Raw genomic sequence first — 20,485 nt, 5'->3', positions numbered from 1 at the left:
GCTAAAAAAACGAACATGAAAAATAATGTAAAATATATCCTGCTTTGCGGGGCTGTGCTGGTGTCTTGCGAGAAGAAGCCCACCGACTTCCGTAAGTTTTTAGACGGGCAGGAAATCACCTACCCCGGTGCACTGAACGATGTAACAGTGTTGCCAGGCAACTACAGGCTGCAACTGGAATGGGCACCCAACCCCGATCCAAGCATTACCCACTACACCGTGTACTGGAATAACTATGCCGATTCGCTGGTGGTGGCCGCCCAATCACACACCCCTACCGATACCGTGAAATGCACGATCGACAAGCTACAGGAATACAACTATACTTTCTTCATCAATGCCTATGATGATGCCGGCAATAAGTCGGTGACGAAAGAAGTAGATAACGCCCGGGTGTATGGCGATATATATCATGCCAACCTCTTTAACCGCCCGGTGAATGCCGACACGCCATTTATCGTAAGCGACGATCCAAGCTCCGTGCAGATTAAGTTCTCTACCCCCGATACCAGCAATGTAAATACGGTGGTAACCTACACCAATCTCACCGGCACTGTGGTGACTAAAAATGTACCGCCAGACAGTAGCTCCCTGCAACTGGTGGATTATCAGTTTGGCACGCCGGTACGCTACCAGTCGTCCTATATCCCGCAAAAAAGAGCGATCGATACTTTCTTCACGGCAAAAGCAGACACCTTCCCCACCATTTATCAACTGGTGGAATGCGACAAGGCTAAATTTGCGGAAGTAAACTTTCCATTTGATGTAGGCATTTACGAATCCGATACCTACAAGGGCAGGTTGTGGGATGGCAATGCCACCGTGCGCAGCTACCCTAATATTTTTCATAGCGACGATCCCGGCGGCAGCGCCGGCACCATGCCCAGGAGCCTGAGTTTTGATATGGGCGCGGTGTACGATAACATAGCCGTGATGGAAGAAATCGGGCGAGATTGCTGCAATAACCCCGGCGACTTTGAAATATGGGGTATTGCAGATACTACCGGCGCTACGCCTTCCCTGCCCAGTAATGACCCTAACTGGAAAAGCATGATCACCGCCAAAGGCTGGACCCTGCTTACCGAAGCGGTAAGAACAGACGATGGTGTGGCCCCGAAGAAGTTTACCTTCGCAGCCCATCCACCCCAGGTACGCTATGTGATCATACGGGTGCTTAAAGATGTAAATGGAGCCAATGCAATTAACATGAGCCAACTCACCCTGTGGTATAAAAAACAGTAATTTAAGCAGTCATATAATCTATACGGAATGGAAACCAATTTGAAACGGCTAGTAGTTTTTTTATTGCTTGTGCCGCCCGCGATCGCTGCTGCACAACAACGGCCCCTGCGCCTATGGTACCAGCAGCCAGCCTCCCAATGGGAAGGCGCGGTACCCCTGGGCAACGGAAGGCTGGGTATGACACCAGACGGCGGGGTGGCAAGAGAAAACATTGTATTAAACGACATCACGTTATGGTCTGGCTCCCCGCAGGATGCTAATAATTATGACGCTTATAAAAGTTTGCCCGCCATCCGGCAATTTTTGTTTGAAGGAAAAAACGATTCGGCCCAGCAACTGGTAGATCAAAACTTTATCTGTAAAGGCCCCGGCTCTGGCGGTCCGCAGTGGGGCTGCTTTCAAACACTGGGCAACCTGGGGCTGGCATTTTCCTATGCCGGCAACGCAGCGTATAAAAACTATACCCGCACTTTATCACTGGATAGCGCCCTTGCTGTGGTAACCTACGAGGTGAATGGCGTACACTTTAAGAAAGAATACTTTACCTCTTTCCACACCGATGTAGCGATCATACGCATTACAGCAGATAAGCCCCACCAGGTGAATTGTACTATTTCCCTGGATCGTGCAGAAAACGGTACCACAATGGTGAAAGATAACACGCTGCAATTATCTGGTCAACTGGACAATGGCAAGGATGGAAAAGGCATGCAGTATGTAGCCCAGGTAAAAGCCGCCTTGAAAGACGGCACACAAACCACCACCGCCCATAGCCTGGTGGTGACCAACGCTACGGAACTGATACTGTATATATCTGCCGGCACCGACTTCCGCAATACAGCTTATGAACAGCAAACAGCCGCCCTGCTGGCTACCGCCCTTCGCCTGCCCTACGCACAGGAAAAACAATTACACGTACTAGCCTACCGGCAACTGTTCCATCGTGTACAGCTATCCCTGGGCACCCCTGCAAAAGATAGCCTGCCCACCGATGCCCGGTTGCAAGCCTTTCAAAAAGACCCGGGGGCAGACAATGGCCTGCCGGTGTTGTTCTTCCAGTTTGGCCGCTACCTGTCTATCAGCAGCACGCGGGTAGGTTTACTGCCCCCGAATTTGCAGGGACTATGGGCGCAGCAAGTGCATACGCCCTGGAACGGCGACTATCACCTGGATGTGAATGTAGAAATGAACCACTGGCCAGTAGAGGTGAGCAACTTACCGGAACTAAACCTGCCGCTGGCAGACCTGGTACAAAAAATGGTGCCGCATGGCGAAACAACCGCCAAGGCTTACTATAATGCAGCTGGCTGGGTAGCCCACGTCATCACCAACGTATGGCAGTACACCGAGCCGGGAGAAAGCGCCTCCTGGGGAGCCGCCAAATCTGGTTCCGGCTGGCTATGCGATAACCTGTGGCAGCATTATGACTTTACCCGCGATACGGCTTATTTGCACAGCATTTACCCCGTATTAAAAGGGTCGGCGTTGTTTTATAAAAGTATATTGGTCCGCGATCCAAAGACCCAATGGCTGGTCACCTCGCCTTCCTCTTCGCCGGAAAACAGCTTCTACCTCCCCAATGGAAAAACGGCCAGCATTTGCTTAGGCCCTACCATCGATAACCAGATTATCCGTGAACTGTTTCAAAACGTGATCACCGCAGCGGAGGTACTGCACCTGGATAAAGCCTTGCAGGATACCCTGCACTACCAGCTTACCCAACTACCGCCCGCAGGCCGGGTAGCCGCAGATGGGAGCCTGATGGAGTGGCTGGAAGACTACCGGCAAACGGATGTTCACCATCGCCATGTATCGCATTTATACGGACTGTTTCCGGCCAATCTTATTACGCCAGACAGTACGCCCGCACTGGCCGCCGCCAGCAAAAAAACGCTGAACGACCGCGGCGATGATGGCCCTAGCTGGTCTATCGCGTATAAGATGCTGTGGTGGAGCCGCCTGTATGATGGCAACCGGGCTTATAAATTATTCGTGAACCTGATGCGCCCTACATTTGGCACCGACATCAACTACGGCGCAGGCGGGGGCATTTACCCTAACCTGTTTTCCGCAGGGCCCCCTTTCCAGATAGATGCCAACTTTGGCGGGGAGGCCGGCATTGCAGAAATGCTGCTGCAAAGTCACGCCGGGTATATTCACCTGCTGCCCGCCATCCCGGACGCGTGGAAAGCAGCCGGCCAGGTAAAAGGCTTAAAGGCAAGGGGTAATTTCCTGGTAGACTTTTCCTGGAAAGAGGGGAAGATCACCTCGTATAAAATCCACTCCACCACCCCCGCCAGGGTGAAAGTAAAAGTGAATGGAGTGATAAAAGAAGTAACTGCCTCCAAAGGATAGTTTTTACCTTGCAGCTTACCGTTGCATGCAATGTATATTTAAACCACGGAAACCATAGACCATGGCGACACCAGAAACCACCGCGTTTGCAGGACGCCCTTAAACAACACACAGATGAACAGGAAATGCAATGGCTTACTGGCCCTCACCCTGCTGGCAGCAGCACACAGCTTGCAGGCGCAGGTAACCCTGCCTAAAATATTCGGGAGCGGCATGGTGCTGCAAAGGGATAAGCCTTTAAAGATATGGGGATGGGCCAGCGCCGGCCATACCGTGCAAGTGCATTTTAACCACCAGGCTGCCACCACCCACGCCAATGCCAATGGCGAATGGGCCGTTACACTGAAACCCATGCCAGCCGGTGGCCCCTACGAGCTGGATGTCATCGCAGCCCACGATTCACTGGTATATAAAAACATCCTGCTGGGTGATGTATGGATCTGCGGCGGACAGTCGAACATGGAGTTCCCCATTTCCGGCTGGAGCAAGGTGGTGAATGCGGAACAGGAAATTGCCCAGGCCAATCATCCGGACATCCGCTTATTTACCGTAGAAAAAGACATGCATTATTTGCCGGCCAAAGATATTAAAGGCGGGCAATGGCTGGCCTGTAACCCGGATAACATCGCCCCTTTTTCTGCTATAGCCTATTTCTTTGGCAGGAAATTAAACCAGGATCTGCACGTACCGATCGGGTTAATCAGTTCTAACTGGGGCGGCACCCAAATACAGGAATGGATGAGTTGGGACGTAGCCAAAACACTGCCCGAATACAAAGACCTCAACCCTTACGACTCGGCCAGCATGGTGGCCAGCTGGGCGCAGGCCAGGCAGCAATATGATGCTGCTATCCACAACGACCCCGGTGAGCAGCAGCAATGGTATAACCCGGCCACCGATACCACCTCCTGGGACAACACACCGGTACCCAACGACTGGTCGCAAACTAAATGGGGCGCAGTACCAGGCATCGTGTGGTATCGCAAAACCATCTTACTCACTTCCGCACAGGCACAAAGCGCCGCCACTTTGCAACTGGGCGTTATTGACGACAATGATGTTACCTACGTGAATGGCCAACAGGTAGGCGCTATGAACAATTGGTACACACCGAGAAGTTATATACTGCCAGCCCACCTACTGCATGAAGGTATCAACACCCTTGTAGTGAAGGTGGTGAATACCGGCGGTGGCGCGGGTTTTGAAAGCAAGGCCAACGAGGTAAATCTGCAACTGGCCGGCAGTAGTAACCTGCCACTGGCGGGCGCATGGCTGGCCAAACCGTCCGTACTCAGCACCCAATATAACCTGCACGATACAGGCCCGAACGCCTTTCCTTCCCAGCTTTACAATGCCATGCTGGCGCCTATTATCCCCCTTACGATCAAAGGCGCTATCTGGTACCAGGGCGAGCAAAATGCCAATACCCTGAAAGATGCCCGCGCATACGCACAGCTATTCCCCATGATGATCAACGACTGGCGTAAGCAATGGAAGGATACCTTCCCTTTCTGCTGGGCGCAGCTCACCAGCTTCCAATCATCCGGCAACAATATATGGCCCTATTTGAGGGAGGCGCAACACAACGCAAGTTCTCTTCCCCAAACAGGCGAAGCCGTGATCACCGACCTGGGCGCATCGCACGACATTCATCCGAAAAACAAACAGGACGTGGGTTATCGACTGGCATTGTCTGCACTCAAAGTGGCTTATCATAAAAACGGCGTGTACACCGGGCCTACCTATACTTCCCTGAAAATAACAGGGCCGTATGCGGTGCTTACCTTTGCCAATACCGGCAGCGGATTAATCGCCAAAGGAACCGGTACCTTGCAAGAGTTTGTAGTGGCCGGAGCAGATCACCAGTTTGTGCCGGCACAGGCAGTGATCAAAGGCAACACGGTGATCGTTTCCAGCGCACAGGTACTGCACCCGGTGGCCGTAAGGTATGCGTGGAAAGACGATGTGCCGGATGCTAATTTGTTTAATAAAGAAGGATTGCCCGCCTCGCCATTCAGAACGGATAAGTGGTAAGGCATCGCAGTGTATATTATTGAAACAGCCCCCTGGTTATCCTGCCAGGGGGCTGTTTGTTTGCTAGGCGTACGTTTTGTGGGCATAGATGGGGTAGCACCCTGCGTAATAAAAGAAACAAAGGTAGCCCTTCAAAATGCTAATAAACCAGCTATTCAAAGGAATCCCTACCATTTATCAGCTCAATTCGTATCTTTCCGCGATGAAATATTAGTCCCAAGGGCCTATATTATTGTAGCATATTAATTTTAACCAGATGTATCAAAAAGTAAGTAGCATTACTACCCTTCTCTGTGCGTTGTTATGTGTAATGGGTAGCCAGGTACATGCGCAAAACAAAAAAGAGTTAAAGAAACAAGCCAAAGAAGCACAGGAATTGCAAGACGCCATCAAAAGAAGATTAACGACTGACGCTGCATATGCCGAAAGCAAACGGCCCGCCTTTAACAGAAGCTCCTGGGTGGGGCATTCCCTCAAAGATTTAATTGCGTCCTGGGGCGCCCCTTCCAGGGTGGTAACAGACGGCGGTAACGGACAAATTGCCCTATATGAAAACACCAGCACCAACAGCGGAGGCAGTTATAAGCCTGGCTACACCGTGTATAACGGGTTTGGACAAGTGGTAGGCGGAGAGGCATCGGTAGATACCCGCTGGCAATCGCAGTACGATGAGCGCGTTTCTTTTTTTGCCGACGAAAAAGGCATTATTACCGAAGTAAAATTTGAAAACAATTATAGATCACATTGATATGAACAGGATGAAAACAGGATGGGTATTCGTTTGGCTGCTTTTTATTTCGCTACAGGTACACGCGCAAAGCAAATACGTTCAAATAATTGTAGCCCCTTCTACCTACACTTATGGCCCCCGCTTTGTTGCATCGTTAGTACCCCTTACCGGACAAAAAACAGTGGTACTCAACTTTCCGGGCAAAAGCAAGCAGGAACTGACGCGCAACATATTTGCCTATCTGCAACAAAGACCACAGCTTATCCTGAAGCCTAAGTACTCCAACGAAGACCTCATCACCTACCGTGATTTTTCCATCGTATGCGATTCTAGCAAGTGCATGGCCTACCTGGCTGCCCTGACGTATGTATATGCCATGCCGGAAGACGGTAAAATACAATTACGGTTTGGAAAAGGTAGCACCCTTTTCTCCTCGCTGTATAAAGTAGACCTGCGGATCACCCGCCAGGATGATGTGGCTTCCATAGGCAATGCGCCATTTAATGAATATAAATTTGTACAACCCGAAGATGGCGGCGAACTGCGATCCAATAAAATTCTTTCCGGCTACCATACTGCCGTCATCCACTATGGCATAGCCTACCCGGAAAGCATCTACGATCCTAAAGGAAAACTGATTAATCCGGGGGTAAAACAAATCATTGAACAGTATTATGATACGTATATAACAGACTTAAATGATTTTTTAGGAAAGCTTGCTAAGTAGGCATGGTATGGTGTTAAAATTTAAACAGCACTACGCGTAGCATAACACATCAGTACGTAACAATTACGTCTACACCTTATTTCAATAAAAAACACGGACGCTACCATACCATCTCCCTTCTTCATTTCCCGTTTTATATATTTCCCGCGCATACAATTTAATCCTATCTTTAGAAAATAATTTCTAATCACTCCCGTGAACAAGCGTATTTCCATAGACGAAAAAATGTATGCATCTATGCTCGATTTCATAGAGGAGACGTATGCCACCAACAAGCCTGGTACGGCAGAAGACGCCGATTTTATACTGGATGACTTCTGGTTGCAGGACACGGTAGTGATTGAAAATATAGAGCGGCGACATGGCGCCTGGAACATATTTCTGGTGTTTGCACATCACCTGCAACCACTCAAATTGATAAAACGGAGCATCACCAATTTTTCCAGCCTCAAAAAAGCAGCGCTCACCGCCCACTACATGCGAAGACTGGCCGCCAAAGATCAAAGGGGTACCATGTACTTAAACGCGCAATCGATCAATATTAACCTTAGCTGAGATGACGCCAACTAAACTGAAAATCATCAAAACGTCCGAGCGGCTGTTCTTCGAATACGGTATTGCCAACGTACGGTTGCAACATATCGCAGACGAAGTGGGTATCAGCGTAGGCAACCTGGCCTACCATTATAAAAACAAAGAAGCCATTGTAGTAGCCGTATATGATTGCCTGCTAAATGGACTGTCCGAAATACTATCCACCTATTTGGTATACCCCGACCTGTCTGACTTCGACAAGCAATTCTCCGACCTGTTTTCCTTTTTGAATGAAAATATTTTCTATATCAATAACATCTGGGAAATAGAACGTACCTATCCGGATATTAAGAAAGAATGGGCCCTGCTCAATAAGAAGATTTTACTTCAACTGAAAAAGAGAATAAAATATAACTTACAGCGAAATATTATAAAGCCAGAGTCATATCCTAAAGAACATGAAATACTGGCGCAATCTTTATTCCTATCCATCAATTTCTGGATACCGCAGCAACTGCTGCAAGGCCTGCCGGTACAGGAAAATTTATTTAAAAAGGCCTTATGGGCTTTATTGTTCCCTTACTTCACACCGAAGGGAATAGAAGAATTTACCAACCTGATTATGCCAGTGTTAAAATAAAGACGGGCCATAAAAGCACAGCCACGTCTTCCTATGTAAATATCAGGCCCTTAGAAACTGAATGCGGAAAAATAAGATAAACTTTCGCAGTTTTAGGAGTGAACAATTACCTCATTAACTCCCGCGCCTTTTATACTTATATAGTCTTTATCACCAGCAGGATAAAAAAACCTGATACCAGTTCCCTAATCCCAACTAGTAAACAGTTTCTAGTTTTTAGAAAAAAATTTCTAATTCCCGAAATTGTTTTTTACATTCGTATGACCCACGTTTTTGATTTATCCTTACTCAACTAAATAAACTGTTTATGGCAAATGTATTATGGTTGCAAGGTGGTGCCTGTAGCGGCAATACCATGTCGTTCCTCAATGCCGAAGAACCCACAGTCGTAGAACTGATTGTGGACTTCGGCATTAACATTTTATGGCATCCCTCCATTGGCCTGGAAATCGGTACACAGGTAGAGCAACTGCTGCACGACATTGTAAATGGTAAAGTACAGATGGACATTCTCGTGTATGAGGGTTCTATTATTGAAGGCCCGAATAAAACGGGCACCATGAACTACTTCTGCGAACGCCCGATGAAAGACTGGGTAAGAGAACTGGCTGCCGTAGCCGGTTACGTAGTAGCCATCGGCGATTGCGCTACCTATGGCGGCATTCCGGCAGTAGCGCCCAACCCCAGCGAAAGTACCGGCATGCAGTTTCATAAAAAACAGAAAGGCGGTTTCCTGGGTCCTACTTATGTATCCAAAGGCGGCTTGCCGGTGATCAATATCCCTGGCTGCCCTGCGCATCCCGACTGGATATCGCAGATACTGGTGGCCGTAGCTACTGGCAGGATTGGCGATGTGCTGATCGATGAATTTCACCGGCCTAAAACATTCTTTACCGACTTCGTGCAAACGGGCTGTCCTAACGTTACCAACTTCGCCCAGAAGGTAAATGGTGGGTTCGGAAAACGTGGCGGTTGCCTATTCTACGAAGTAGGCTGCCGTGGACCAATGACGAGAGCTAGTTGCAACCGGATATTGTGGAACAGAACCTCCAGCAAAACCAGGGTAAACCATCCCTGCCTGGGCTGCACAGAACCCGGTTTCCCCCACCATGATCTGAAAAAAGGAAGCGTATTTAAAACCATGAAATACCTGGGATTCATTCCCAAGGAAGCACCCGCCGGGGAATCTACCCTGGGTTATTTTATTAAGGCTGGTATGGAAAAGGCATGGCCTAAAAATACCGCAGTGACGGAAGCAAGCAAATAATTACTCTCCAACAAAAAAATAATGTAATGGCTACAATAAAAGAACTGAATATTTCGCCGGTAGGTCGTGTGGAAGGAGACCTGGACGTGAAGGTATATATGGAAAACGGCGTAGTAACCCGGGCACATACCCAGGCATCTATGTTCCGTGGTTTTGAACGCATCATGCAGGGCAAAGACCCACAGGCAGGGCTGATCGTAACGCCCCGCATCTGCGGCATCTGCGGAGGCTCCCACCTGTATTGCGCCTCTTCAGCGCTGGACACCGCCTGGGGTACCACCCTCCCCCCCAACGCCCTGCTGCTCCGGGCACTGGGCCAGGCTTGTGAAACCATACAAAGTATTCCCCGCTGGTTTTACGCCATCTTCGCTACGGATATGGCCAATAAGAAATTTGCCAACAAGAAATTATACGATGAAGTGGTACGCCGCTTTGCCGCTTATGTAGGTACCTCCTTCCAATCGGGCGTTACCGCCAGCGGCAGACCAGTGGAAGTATATGCGCTCTTCGGCGGACAATGGCCCCACAGCAGCTATATGGTACCCGGCGGTGTGATGAGCGCCCCTACCCTGAAAGACATTACCCGCGCCTACGCCATTATGAACCAATTCCGCAACGACTGGCTGGAAACTACCTGGCTGGGTTGCTCCATTGAACGCTATCAGCAAATAAAATCCTGGGACGATCTGATGGCCTGGGTAAATGAAAATGAATCGCAGTTCAATAGCGACCTGGGATTGTTTATCCGCGCCAGCCTGGAATTTGGGTTGGATAAATTTGGCCAGGGCTGCGGTAAGTATATTGCCTATGGAACTTACCTGCATAAAGACCGCTACAATCACCCTACGGTAGATGGCAGAAATCAAGCCCTGATAAGCCCCAGTGGCTTCTTCGACGGTAAGCTGTATCACGCGTTCAATCACCTCGATATTATGGAACATGTGAAACATACCTGGTTTGAAGATACCGCCGCGGCTCACCCCTGGAAGGAACCTTTGCCTACGCCGGTTCCATCGCAAAACCTGGCACATACCAATTTCGACGATAAATATAGCTGGTCTAAAGCACCCCGTTACCAAGGGCACTCCGCAGAAGCAGGGCCGCTGGCCAGGATGATCATGGCCGCCAATCCGGCCAACCTGGATCACCAGATTCACGACCCACTGTTTGGCGACATCATGCAAAAGTTTGGGCCCAGCGTATTTACCCGCACACTGGCACGGGTACACGAAGCACCCCGCTTATTTAATTATATCCACGAATGGCTGGGACAGATACGCCTGGATGATGAATTTTATATCAAACCAGAAGAAAAAGACGGCATTGGGTTTGGTGCTACCGAAGCCGCCCGTGGCGCATTGGCCCACTGGATTGAAATTAAAGACGGTGTCATAAAGAATTACCAGGTTATTGCCCCCACTACCTGGAATGTAGGCCCCAACGACGATTCCGGCCAGTCTGGCCCCATCGAGGCAGCCCTGGAAGGCACCGAAATCGAAGACAGCAACGACCCGGTAGAAGTAGGCATGGTAGCCCGCTCATTCGATAGCTGCCTGGTATGCACCGTGCATGCACATGATGAGAAATCAGGAAAGGAGTTGGCAAAGTTTAAACTGTAGATAATTAATCATGATGAATGAGGTTCTTGTAGAGAAGCGGGTGGCGGTGATGGGGTTTGGAAATCCTTGCCGGAGTGATGATGGAGTGGGGATCTATGTGGTGGAACAACTGCAACGCCAATTAAAAGACCATTCCCACATCAGTGTGTTTGATATGGGAACGGGCGCCTTTGAAGTGTTGTTTAAGCTAAAAGGACATCAGCGAATTATTCTCATAGATGCGGTAGTAAATACCGGCGAACCAGCGGGCACGCTATTTAAAGTACCCGCTGCGGAGCTGGAAGCCGCAATTATAGACGATCCGATGGTATTTCTGCATAGCCTTAAATGGGACCAGGCATTGAGCTATGCTAAAAAACTCCTGCAACAAGAATACCCAGATGATATACAGGTATATTTGATCGCAGTAGATGATACAAAACTCGAAATAACACTCAGCGACACCGTAAAGGAAGCGGGCGATAAAGTAGTGCAACTGATCATGCAGGAAGAATTAGGCATCGTTACCTATTAATTTTATAGCGATCCTGCCTGTTTGCCTGGTATAACCTATCATATATACTAAAAGATCGTGGTCAAACTACTTAACTCACACATTGTTATTGATAAGGAAATTGCTTTAGGATTATTTAATAACGAATCCTATGTACAGATGATTTATTACGAGCAAAATGGCACGCTGGTAATGGCAAAAGATTCTGACGACATGTTCAAATCATTCCACAAAGCGAAGCGTGAAATATTAAAAGACAAAAACCTGCTCGGCGACAAAGCTGTGAATATCCGCGAATTTATTATTGACCATGCCATCGCCGAAACAAACCGGCCACTCACCTATTTTGCCGACGAAGCAATGCATATTCTGAACATTTATTTTGAATGATATGGAAAGAATTGGGCTTTATACAACCCCCGGAAATAAGGAAGCGATCCATCAAATCATCACCCAGGAATACCGTTTGGAAGAATTAGTACATCTTCAGACAACGGAAGCTAGCACGGCAAACATCGTGGTGGAAGACCAACATATTTTCACGGCACCACAATGGCATCCCGACAAATTACCGGTGTTATTTCCACCGCAGTTGCCTTTTAACAATAAAACTTTACTTGGTTTAATTTTCTTCCAACTCGGCAATTTCGAAAAATCTGCTTTCTACTTTTCCGGCTACCCACAGTGGCTGCCCATCGTGGAGCTGGGCTATGCCCTGCAAAACGGCATGGCTATCCCGGAAGAAGATGTATTGCACATTGCCGGTGCCGGAAACGATGCTCATACGGCCCTGCACAACGCTGCCCTGGCCCTGCATTACGTAAGCCCCGACGCACCCTTCGATACCATCCGCAAGGCCTATGAAAAAGCCATCCAAAGTACGGTACTGTCTGACCGGCTGGCCTGCACCGCCAAACAATATGCGACCTTTCTGAACGACAACCTTTTGTTTTCCCAGGCATCGCAGGTGCTGGCACCTTTTGTAGGCAATACAGCGCTTTCACCGGAAGCAGCCATCGCCATGAAGTACCTGGCCTGCCATAGCGAGATGAAGCAACTGACCTCTCCCTACGATGACGCCCTGCTCACCGCCCTGAAAAACGACCTGTGGGAATGCCTGCAATATTACGAAGCTCATCACCGCCAGGTAGATGCTGCTTTCGTACTTACAGACGCTTCCTATATCGCCACGATCAGCAACAGCTATTCCGAAGCCCTGGGTTATATTCAACGGGCTATCAATATATTTAACCAGGAAGAACTTCCCGTACTCATGGCACAGGCACAGTTTCAGCAAGCCAAATTACTATACACCTGGGGACAGCACGGCCATCCACAATTCTACCGCCAGGCCATGAAAGCCTGCCAGGATGCCCTGAAGGTATTCACCCGGGACGAGGCCCCCAGCATATTTGCCGATATCCACCACCAGTTGGGCGTTATCTATTCCGAAATACCCGACGAACTGAAAAAGAAAAGCGTATGGGCCGCCGTATCGGTATCTTCATTCAACGAGGCCTTGCAGTATTACACTAAAAAAGATTTTCCCTACGAATATGGCATGATCTGCAACAACCAGGGAAACGCTTACACCAAATACCCGGCAGCCATACGCACCGACAATTTCGACAAAGCACTCGCCTGGTACCGGGAGGCCCTGGACGTTCGCCACGCCGGCATCCACCCGTCAGAACGCGCCATCACCCTGCTCAACTACCTGGAAGCAGCCTGGCACCTGAATAGTGAAAAAGATTTCGACGAAGACCTCTTCAACGATATGCTACAAAAAGCCCAGGAAGTAAAAGGCCTCCCCGTAAGCGAAGAACTAAAAAGCACCGCAGCCGTTCATCTTTCACAACTTAATTTAATTATGAATTATGAATTATGAATTATGAATTATGAATTATGAATTATGAATTATGAATTATGAATTATGAATTATGAATTATGAATTATAAATAATTTTTTGATGGAGGAGAGAAAGGACAATATTATTTTAGAGAAAACCTTTTCGTTTGCGGTAAGGGTGGTAAAGCTTTATCAATTTTTAGGGACGGAGAAGAAAGAATTTGTGTTGAGTAAGCAATTACTGAGATGTGGCACATCTGTAGGGGCCAATGTAAGGGAGGCCATCCATGCAGAAAGCAAAATGGACTTCATCCATAAACTGGGCGTTGCCCAAAAAGAAATCAGCGAAACCATTTACTGGCTAGACCTACTACATGCCACTAAATATCTTAAAAAAAACGAACACACCTCCATCAAAAACGACGCCGAAGAAATTATAAAAATCATCAAAAGCATCATCCTCACCACCAAAAAAAACATCAAAAAACCATCATAACAAAAAAAATTCCTAACATAACATAATTCATAATTCATAATTCATAATTCATAATTCATAATTCATAATTCATAATTCATAATTCATAATTCATAATTAAAACACGTGCACGAGATCTCCTTAGTAAGAAACATATTCAACACGCTGGAAGATGAATTTCCTGGCAAGATGGATGATATACGGGGTATTTACCTGACCGTTGGCATACTATCCAACGTGCAGCCCTTACTAATGCAGAGCGCATTTGAAGCCGTTCAACAGGACGAACCCAAATACGCCAACACCCACCTGCACGTCGAAGTATTACCCATCCAAATAAAATGCGACATCTGCGATGCCATATCAAGCGTAGAGCAATATAAATTCATCTGCAAAACCTGTGGCCGTCCCTGCAGCCACGTCATCCAGGGCGAAGAACTTCTCATCAGCAAAGTAGAATTCGCCACCTAACATCAATAATTCCTAATAAAAATAAATTCATAATTCATAATTCATAATTCATAATTCATAATTAAAAAACATGTCGCCCAAAAGTAACCAAGCTCCCGTAGGGACTGTGCAGAGTGAGCATCTTTCCCTGAATTTATTGAAGGCGAACGATTTCGTGGCGAAAGCTATCCGCGATCGTTTGGCGCCGCATGAAATATTGGTGGTGAATATCTGTTCATCGCCGGGTAGTGGCAAAACCACCTTGTTGCAGGAAACTGGCAAGCGGTTAAAGGAGACCTTAAAAATGGCCGTGTTAGTAGGTGATCCGGAAACGGAGCGGGATGCCATCCGTATCCGGGAAGCAGGGGTAGATTGTTTGCAGATCGTAACCGGCGGCATGTGCCATATTGAAGCGCAAATGATCTTGCAGGCACTCGATCATATATCGTACCAGGGGCTAGACGTGCTGTTCATCGAAAACGTAGGCAACCTGGTATGCCCGGCGGCCTTTGACCTGGGAGAAGACTACCGCATTACCATCATTTCCAGCACGGAGGGCGATGACAAGCCCAAGAAATATCCCCGCATGTTCCTGACCAGTGAGTTGATGCTGGTAAGCAAAGCAGACTTGCTGCCTTACGTTCCCTTTTCTGTAGCTGCCGTAACACAGGATGCAAAGGATATTAACCCCCACCTGGAGGTGATCACCATTAGCAGCCTCCATGGAGAGGGTATTGACCAATGGTGTGAATGGCTGAAAGCAAAAGTGAGGGAGAAAAAGCAGCATACCGTAGCCAAAGCACTGTCGTAGGCCAGGCAGTTTTACAACAGCCGTGCGAACACTTTTTTACCCATAACAAGGGTTGCATCCATCAACAGCCATACACTGACTTAAAAGCACATGATAAAAGCGCAAACCATAACACGCAGTAAGCAGGAAGCTCCTTTAATATCCACCGTTGCCATTCACCTTACGGGAATAGTGCAGGGAGTGGGATTCCGGCCTTTTGTGTATAAGGTGGCACAAGCAATGGGATTAACTGGTTTTGTGCGGAATGATAATAGCGGTGTATGGATAGAAATAAACGGAAGTGACGCGCAGGTTGCCCAATTTTACCACCACCTGCTGCAACAGGCACCGCCACAGGCCAGGATACAAACCCATACCATCCGGCAAAAAACATTCACCGCTTATACCGCTTTTGAAATCATAGCCAGCAGCCAAGACACCGCTGCGGGGCAGCCCGCTATTGCGCCAGACTTTGCGCTGTGTGCGCGATGCAAAGCCGCCATGCACGATAGGAGCAACCGCCGTTATCACTATCCTTTCATTACCTGCACCGATTGCGGTCCGCGTTACTCCCTGTTACAGTCATTACCCTTTGACCGGGCCAACACGGCCATGCACTCTTTCCCGCCCTGCCCCCAATGCCAGGCGGAATATAAGGATGCAGGTGACGTGCGCTTTTATGCACAAACCAACTCCTGCCCTGTTTGCGGCATCACCTTACAGTTATACGACCAGCAACAGCAAGTTATTAGCAGCGATACTGCGGCCATAATCCCGTTGGTAACCGGGGCCTTGCAAGCCGGGAAAATTATTGCAGTAAAAGGCATCGGCGGTTTCTTACTACTATGCGACGCTGCTAACCAACAAAGCATCCAAACCTTACGGCAAAAAAAACACCGGCCTACCAAACCCTTTGCCGTCATGTATCCATCCATACAACAGGTAGTGCAGGAGTACGAAATAAGTCCGAAAGAGCAGGATGCCCTGCAAAGTGCTGCTGCACCCATCGTATTACTGCGCAGGAAAAACACTGCTAGCAGTCTGGCATGGCAGGAAGTAGCCCCTGCCCTGCAAAGGGTGGGCGTGATGCTGCCCTATGCGCCTTTACTGGAATTAATACTCACGAGCTTCGACGCCCCCGTGGTGGCCACCAGTGCCAACATCAGCGGCGACAGCCTGATATATGACAACGAAAAAGCGTTACAGGAACTGCCTGCCCTGGCAGACCTGCTCTTGCTGCACAACCGCGATATATGGATGCCGCAAGACGATAGCGTGATACAGTTCTCCACCATTACGCAAACCCGCATTATCTTGCGCAGCGGGCGGGGACTATCGCCGGTACACTTTCCGGATTATGCTACGCAGCCAACTGTATTTGCCACCGGAGCACTCCTGAAAAGCAGCGTAGCCGTGGCGCACCAGGGCGGCATATACGTGAGTCAATACCTGGGCAACACCGATGAATATGACACCCAGCAAACCTATCAGGCAGTAGCCAGCAAAATATTACACCTGCTCCAAGCAAAGCCTGGCAGCTATGTGCATGATCATCACCCGGCCTACTTCAGCACCGGGTATGCTAAACAGCAAGCCATGACCTACCAGGCCTCCCTGCACAGTGTACAGCACCACCAGGCGCATTTTGCCGCTGTACTGGCAGAAAATAATTTACTGGACAGCCAGGAAAAAATATTGGGTGTTATCTGGGATGGCAGTGGTTTGGGCGATGATGGCCAGATATGGGGAGGTGAATTCTTCACCTATCACCACCACCACATCGAAAGAACCGCCCACCTGGCATACACACCTAACCCCTGGGGCGACAAGATGGCCAAAGAACCCAGGTTATCTGCTTTGGCGTCCTGCAAAGGTCTGTTAGCAGACAGCCTGCAACAACAATTCACCGCCCAGGAATGGACTTATTACCAAAAGACCTTACACCATACTCAGACCTATACTCCTACCCATACCCCTACTTCCATCCATCATTCATCCATGGGTCGCTTGTTCGACGCCGTTGCGGCCCTGCTAGGTCTGGCCACCCGTCAGACTTATGAAGGCGAGGCCGCCCTGCAATTAGAACAAGCAGCAACAGCCTACTGGCAGCAGCATCCTTTCTTTCAAGAATACTACCCCATCCATATTCATCCGCAAAACAACACCATTTCCGTAGCGCCTATGCTAGTCCAAATTATAAAAGACCTGCAAAGCCCTGTGGGAAAGGGAAAAATAGCCCTCAAATTTCACCTCACCCTCCTCAACATGATACAAACCATCGCCCAAAAAGCCGGCACCTCCCACATCGCCCTTAGCGGCGGTGTCTTCCAAAACGGCTTACTAATAGACCTCCTAAAAACCTTTATCAATAATAATAACAATAACACAAACAACAACAACAACTACACAAATAACAACAACAACTACTACTACACAAATAACAACAACAACAACACATCATACCATCTATACCTCCACCAAAAACTACCGCCCAACGACGAAAACATATCCTTCGGTCAACTCATCATTCAAACATTCCTAACAAAAACATAATTCATAATTCATAATTCATAATTCATAATTCATAATTCATAATTCATAATTCATAATTCATAATTCATAATTAAAAATTCATAATTAAAAAAAAATGTGTTTAGCAATTCCCGGAAAGATACAATCCATAGAGCTGCGGTACGAAGGCAAAGTGCGTATGGCGAAAGTGTCTTTTGGCGGCGTCGTCAAAGAGGCCAGTTTGGAAATGCTGCCTGCTGCTAAAGAGGGCGACTATGTGCTTGTACACGTGGGCGTGGCCATTAGCCTGGTAGACGCTGAAGAAGCGGCCAAGTCTTTTGAATACCTCAAAGAGATTGGTGAAATAGACGAACTGATTGATCATACCCAGGTATAAGTGGGTAGCCGGTAGATGCAGCAAAAAAACAGCTTTCTTCTTCCTGAAGTAAAAAATGCAAGCAGATGAAATATTTAAGTGAGTACAGAGATGCGGACATCGTAGCGCAGTATTTAGAAGAGCTAAAAAAAACCGTTACCCGCCCCTGGAACATCATGGAAATTTGTGGTGGGCAAACGCATAGCTTAGTAAAAAACGGGTTATTATCCTTAATGCCCGACAAAATAAATATGGTACATGGCCCCGGTTGCCCGGTGTGTGTAACGCCTTTGCACCTGATCGACAAAGCCATCTACCTGGCCACTACCCAACGGGTAATACTCTGTTCCTTTGGCGACATGCTGCGGGTGCCAGGCAGCACCCATAGCCTGCTGGAAGCTAAGGCAGCAGGGGCCGATGTGCGCATTTTATATTCTCCCTTAGAGGCCGTGAAGCTGGCCAAAGAAAATCCCGACCGGGAAGTAGTGTTCTTTGCCGTGGGCTTCGAGACTACGGCACCCGCCAATGCGCTTTCTGTGCTGCATGCCCAGCGCGAAGGGTTGAGGAATTATTCCATCCTTACTTCCCATGTACTGGTGCCCCCTGCCATGGAAGCCATTGCCGGCGATGATAGCAATATTGTGCAGGGTTTCCTGGGTGCAGGACATGTATGCACCATCATGGGATTAACAGAATACTATCCTATCGTCGCCAAATACAAAATGCCCATTGTAGTTACCGGTTTTGAGCCGGTAGATCTGTTGCAGGGCATTGTGATGCTGGTACGGCAACTGGAAAGAGGTGCCTACAAATTAGAAAACCAATACAGCCGGTTTGTACAGGAAACCGGCAACACAGCGGCCCAGCAAGTCATGCAACAGGTATTTGAAGTAGCCAACCGGGAGTGGCGGGGCATTGGCAACATTCCCCTCAGCGGCCTGGAAGTGCGGGCAGACCTGGCCCTGTATGATGCCAACAAAAAATTCGACATCGCCATCCCCCCAGTAACAGAAAGTAAGGAGTGTATAGCAGGCCAGGTATTACGTGGCATTAAAAAGCCGTATGAATGCCCACAGTTTGGCAAAAAGTGTACGCCCACCTTCCCGCTGGGCGCGCCCATGGTAAGTAGTGAAGGGGCCTGCGCCGCTTATTATCATTTTTCACAAGCCGAAAACCGCGTAGCGGTGTGAGCCTCCAGGGTTTCAACACCGCCCCCACAAATAGAAACGATCTACTATGTCTGCACCCGGAAAAATAAACATGCAGCTTTCCTGCCCTATGCCGAAACTGGATTTCGACATCATTACCTTAGGGCATGGCAGTGGCGGCACCCTCACCAACCGCCTGTTAGAAAGCGGGGTATTTAACCTGCTGGCTAACCCCTTATTAAACGAAAAGCACGACGGCGCAATATTTTCCCTGGAAGGAAAATTGGCCTTCAGCACCGACAGCTACGTTATCCATCCCATATTTTTCCCCGGTGGCAACATTGGCGAACTGGCGGTAAACGGCACCGTAAACGACCTAAGTATGTGCGGGGCCCTACCAAAATATTTGTCCTTATCCTTCATCATAGAAGAAGGCCTGCCCATGACCCAGTTCTGGGAAATATTATGCAGCATTAAAGCAGCCGCAGACAATGCAGGCGTATCCATCATTACCGGCGATACGAAGGTGGTGGAAAAAGGGAAAGGCGACCAGCTCTTTATTAACACCAGTGGCATCGGCACACTGCATCCAAAGGCGGATATTAAACTAAGCAACATCAAAGCAGGCGATAAGATCATCGTCAGCCACCAGATCGCAGCTCATGGCATGGCCATTCTCAGTGTGCGGGAAGGGTTGGAATTTGAAACACAAATTGTAAGCGATACTACACCCCTCCATGATATAGTGGCCTTATTGCTGGACACCTTTGGCAACGACATCCACCTGCTGCGCGACCCCACCCGTGGCGGTGTGGCCAGCGTACTGAATGAAATAGCGAAAGACAGTAGAATGGGCATAGTGCTGCAGGAAAGCAGCATCCCAGTAGATGACCAGGTACAAGGTGCCTGTGAGCTACTGGGCCTGGACCCTTTGTATGTGGCTAACGAAGGCGTATTCCTCGCCATCGTTTCCCCCCACATTGCAGACGCCCTGGTAACCTTGCTTTCCACCCAATCCAAAACCAGCTTGGCCGCCTGCATCGGTACCATCGTACCCGACCATCCCGGCCAGGTAATCCTCCACAGCAAAATCGGTGGCAAACGAGTCGTAAACATGCTCCCCGGCGAACAACTTCCCAGAATATGCTGATAATTATGAATTATGAATTATGAATTATGAATTATGAATTATGAATTATGAATTATGAATTATGAATTATGAATTATGAATTATGAATTATGAATT

Annotated in this window: 19 protein-coding genes; all 19 read left to right on the top strand. The window is 48.4% G+C overall.

Features of this window, described 5'->3' with window-relative positions; genetic code table 11:
- Window positions 1–15 precede the first annotated feature (15 nt).
- Window positions 16–1,242: a DUF4998 domain-containing protein gene (locus tag GA0116948_RS17205; protein ID WP_089714492.1), complete on the top strand. Its 1,227-nt coding sequence runs from the start codon at window positions 16–18 to the stop codon at window positions 1,240–1,242.
- Window positions 1,243–1,269: 27 nt separating this feature from the next.
- Window positions 1,270–3,597: a glycoside hydrolase family 95 protein gene (locus tag GA0116948_RS17200; protein WP_089714490.1), complete on the top strand. Its 2,328-nt coding sequence runs from the start codon at window positions 1,270–1,272 to the stop codon at window positions 3,595–3,597.
- A 114-nt stretch (window positions 3,598–3,711) separates the two neighbouring features.
- Window positions 3,712–5,631 (top strand): sialate O-acetylesterase, encoded by a 1,920-nt coding sequence (locus GA0116948_RS17195; protein ID WP_089714488.1) that lies wholly within the window; start codon window positions 3,712–3,714, stop codon window positions 5,629–5,631.
- 256 nt (window positions 5,632–5,887) lie between these two features.
- A complete protein-coding gene (locus GA0116948_RS17190) occupies window positions 5,888–6,379 on the top strand; it encodes a hypothetical protein (protein WP_123891654.1) in 492 nt (163 codons plus the stop codon).
- Window position 6,380: 1 nt separating this feature from the next.
- Window positions 6,381–7,088, top strand: a complete 708-nt coding sequence (locus tag GA0116948_RS17185; protein WP_089714484.1) for a hypothetical protein — start codon at window positions 6,381–6,383, stop codon at window positions 7,086–7,088.
- 195 nt (window positions 7,089–7,283) lie between these two features.
- Complete coding sequence (locus GA0116948_RS17180) at window positions 7,284–7,643, top strand: hypothetical protein (protein WP_089714482.1); 360 nt, start codon at window positions 7,284–7,286, stop codon at window positions 7,641–7,643.
- A 1-nt stretch (window position 7,644) separates the two neighbouring features.
- Window positions 7,645–8,262, top strand: a complete 618-nt coding sequence (locus tag GA0116948_RS17175; protein ID WP_089714480.1) for a TetR/AcrR family transcriptional regulator — start codon at window positions 7,645–7,647, stop codon at window positions 8,260–8,262.
- Between the two features lie 307 nt (window positions 8,263–8,569).
- Complete coding sequence (locus GA0116948_RS17170) at window positions 8,570–9,529, top strand: NADH-quinone oxidoreductase subunit B family protein (RefSeq protein WP_089714478.1); 960 nt, start codon at window positions 8,570–8,572, stop codon at window positions 9,527–9,529.
- Between the two features lie 26 nt (window positions 9,530–9,555).
- Window positions 9,556–11,148, top strand: a complete 1,593-nt coding sequence (locus tag GA0116948_RS17165) for a nickel-dependent hydrogenase large subunit (RefSeq protein WP_089714476.1) — start codon at window positions 9,556–9,558, stop codon at window positions 11,146–11,148.
- A gap of 10 nt (window positions 11,149–11,158) precedes the next feature.
- A complete protein-coding gene (locus GA0116948_RS17160; protein WP_205686002.1) occupies window positions 11,159–11,662 on the top strand; it encodes a hydrogenase maturation protease in 504 nt (167 codons plus the stop codon).
- 57 nt (window positions 11,663–11,719) lie between these two features.
- Window positions 11,720–12,031, top strand: a complete 312-nt coding sequence (locus GA0116948_RS17155; protein ID WP_123891656.1) for a hypothetical protein — start codon at window positions 11,720–11,722, stop codon at window positions 12,029–12,031.
- A 1-nt stretch (window position 12,032) separates the two neighbouring features.
- On the top strand, window positions 12,033–13,529 hold the full coding sequence (locus GA0116948_RS17150; protein WP_089714470.1) for a tetratricopeptide repeat protein: 1,497 nt from the start codon (window positions 12,033–12,035) through the stop codon (window positions 13,527–13,529).
- 81 nt (window positions 13,530–13,610) lie between these two features.
- Window positions 13,611–13,985: a four helix bundle protein gene (locus GA0116948_RS17145; protein ID WP_089714468.1), complete on the top strand. Its 375-nt coding sequence runs from the start codon at window positions 13,611–13,613 to the stop codon at window positions 13,983–13,985.
- 105 nt (window positions 13,986–14,090) lie between these two features.
- Window positions 14,091–14,435, top strand: a complete 345-nt coding sequence (locus tag GA0116948_RS17140) for a hydrogenase maturation nickel metallochaperone HypA/HybF (RefSeq protein WP_089714466.1) — start codon at window positions 14,091–14,093, stop codon at window positions 14,433–14,435.
- 70 nt (window positions 14,436–14,505) lie between these two features.
- Complete coding sequence (hypB, locus tag GA0116948_RS17135; protein WP_089714464.1) at window positions 14,506–15,225, top strand: hydrogenase nickel incorporation protein HypB; 720 nt, start codon at window positions 14,506–14,508, stop codon at window positions 15,223–15,225.
- Between the two features lie 90 nt (window positions 15,226–15,315).
- On the top strand, window positions 15,316–17,757 hold the full coding sequence (gene hypF, locus GA0116948_RS17130) for a carbamoyltransferase HypF (protein WP_089714463.1): 2,442 nt from the start codon (window positions 15,316–15,318) through the stop codon (window positions 17,755–17,757).
- Window positions 17,758–17,851: 94 nt separating this feature from the next.
- Complete coding sequence (locus GA0116948_RS17125; protein WP_089714461.1) at window positions 17,852–18,112, top strand: HypC/HybG/HupF family hydrogenase formation chaperone; 261 nt, start codon at window positions 17,852–17,854, stop codon at window positions 18,110–18,112.
- Window positions 18,113–18,177: 65 nt separating this feature from the next.
- Window positions 18,178–19,281, top strand: a complete 1,104-nt coding sequence (hypD, locus tag GA0116948_RS17120; RefSeq protein WP_089714459.1) for a hydrogenase formation protein HypD — start codon at window positions 18,178–18,180, stop codon at window positions 19,279–19,281.
- A gap of 46 nt (window positions 19,282–19,327) precedes the next feature.
- Window positions 19,328–20,389: a hydrogenase expression/formation protein HypE gene (gene hypE / locus GA0116948_RS17115; RefSeq protein ID WP_240619096.1), complete on the top strand. Its 1,062-nt coding sequence runs from the start codon at window positions 19,328–19,330 to the stop codon at window positions 20,387–20,389.
- Window positions 20,390–20,485: the final 96 nt, after the last annotated feature.

The organism is Chitinophaga costaii (genome assembly GCF_900094705.1).
GTDB lineage: Bacteria > Bacteroidota > Bacteroidia > Chitinophagales > Chitinophagaceae > Chitinophaga > Chitinophaga costaii.
The sequence above is the reverse complement of the archived record's forward strand: the minus strand, read 5'-3'. Positions and strand labels throughout refer to the sequence as shown.